2 protein-coding genes and 1 pseudogene are annotated in these 1,835 nt (G+C 74.0%); all 3 read left to right on the top strand.

Annotated elements, in window-relative coordinates:
- The coding region (locus AB0O00_RS37620; protein WP_363659190.1) for an NADH-quinone oxidoreductase subunit H at positions 1-537 on the top strand (537 nt) is incomplete at its 5' end.
- A gap of 5 nt (positions 538-542) precedes the next feature.
- On the top strand, positions 543-1,202 hold the full coding sequence (locus AB0O00_RS37625) for a hypothetical protein (protein ID WP_363659191.1): 660 nt from the start codon (positions 543-545) through the stop codon (positions 1,200-1,202).
- Positions 1,202-1,835, top strand: a pseudogene (locus AB0O00_RS37630) (hydrogenase); the annotation flags it as partial. The gene AB0O00_RS37625 and the pseudogene AB0O00_RS37630, both read left to right, overlap by 1 nt.

Below are 1,835 nucleotides of genomic sequence, written 5' to 3' on the forward strand. Positions count from 1 at the left end.
GTGGAGCCGACCCTCCTGGTGTCGGTGTTCGCGCTGTCCATCCCGGCCGGCTCCACCAACCTCGCCGACATCGTCTCCGGCGCCGTCCACGACCCCGCCCGGCTCGCCACCCCCACCGGGCTGCTCGCCGCCGTCGCCCTGCTCGCGGTGACCGTCGCCGAGACCGGACGGCTGCCGGTCGACAACCCGTCCACCCACCTCGAACTGACGATGATCCACGAGGCGATGGTGCTGGAGTACTCGGGCCCCGACCTCGCCCTCGTCGAACTCGGTGCCCAGCTGCGGCTCACCGTTCTCCTCGGGCTGCTCGCTGCGCTGTTCACCCCGTGGGGGATCGCCACCGGCACCGGCTGGGCGGCGCTCGCGCTCGCCCTGGTGCTGCTGGCCCTGAAGGTGGCCCTCCTCGGCGGCCTCCTCGCGGCGGCCGAGGTGTTCCTCGCCAAGATCCGCCTCTTCCGGGTGCCCGAACTGCTGGCCGGCTCCTTCCTGCTGGCCCTGCTGGCCGTCGCCGCCTCCTACTTCCTCACCGGAGAGTGAGCCACATGTCGACGGCTCTCTACACCCAACTGCTCGACCTGTCCTGTGGCGCGTTCCTGCTCGCCGCCGTCCTGATCCTGTGGCGGCGCCAACTCGCCGCGTTCATCAGGCTCTTCGCCGCCCAGGGGATCGCCCTCGCCGCCGTCGCCGCCCTCCTGTCCGCCCACGAGCAGCGCTGGGACCTGCTCGGCGTCGCCGTGCTGATCGCCGTCCTGCGCGCCTGGCTCCTGCCGCACCTCATGCGGCGCGCCCTCACCGCGGGCGGGGAGACCCACGAGACCGAACCGCTGGTCAACGTCACCGCGTCGCTGCTGACCGCCGCCGTGCTCACCCTCCTCGCGTACGCCGTCACCCGCCCGCTCACCGACCTCGCGCCCTCGCCCGCCACCCGGGCCCTGCCGATCGGCCTGGCCGTCGTCCTGATCGGCTTCTTCACCCTCGCCACCCGCCGCCGCGCCCTGTCCCAGGTGGTCGGCTTCCTGCTGATCGACAACGGGATCACCGCCGTCGCCTTCCTCGCCACCTCGGGCGTCCCGCTGATCGTCGAACTCGGCGTCTCCTTCGACGTGCTGTTCGCCGTCCTGGTCCTCCAGGTGCTCACCGCCCGGATGCGCGCGGCCTTCGGCGGCACCGACCTCGACGACCTGAGGGAGCTGCACGACTGATGCCCGACGCCGTCCTCCTCACCGTGCCCGTCGCCGCACCGCTGGCCGTCGCCGCGCTCCAGCCGCTCCTCGGCCGGCGGCCCGTCACCGCCTGGGCGGGGCTGGTCTCCCCCGCCGCGATCCTCGCCTGCGCGATCGCGCTCGCCGTCGACGTCCCCTCCGGCGGCCCGGCCACCGCCTACGCGGGACTGCTGCGCGCCGACGCCCTGACCGTCTGGATCCTGCTCGGCATCGGTGCCGTCGGCGCCCTGTCCTGCGCGGCCGGGCCCGCCTACCTCTCCGCCGAAGGGGCCGACCCCGGCTCCGCCCGCCGCTACGGGCTGCTCGTCCACCTCTTCCTCGCCGCGATGGCGCTGGCCACCCTCACCGCCAACCTCGGCGTGCTCTGGGTCGCCGTCGAGGCCACCACCATCGTCACCGCCTTCCTGGTCGGCCACCGCCGCACCCGGGCCGGCGTCGAGGCCGCCTGGAAGTACGTGGTGATCTGCTCGGTCGGCATCGCCCTCGCCTTCCTCGGCACCGTCCTCGTCTACTTCGCGGCCCGGCACGCCGGCATCCCCGAGTCCCACGCCCTCGACTGGCCCACCCTGGCCGCGCACGCCGACCGGCTCGACCCGCACACCGTGCGCCTCG

Source organism: Kitasatospora sp. NPDC093558 (assembly GCF_040683475.1).
GTDB lineage: Bacteria > Actinomycetota > Actinomycetes > Streptomycetales > Streptomycetaceae > Kitasatospora.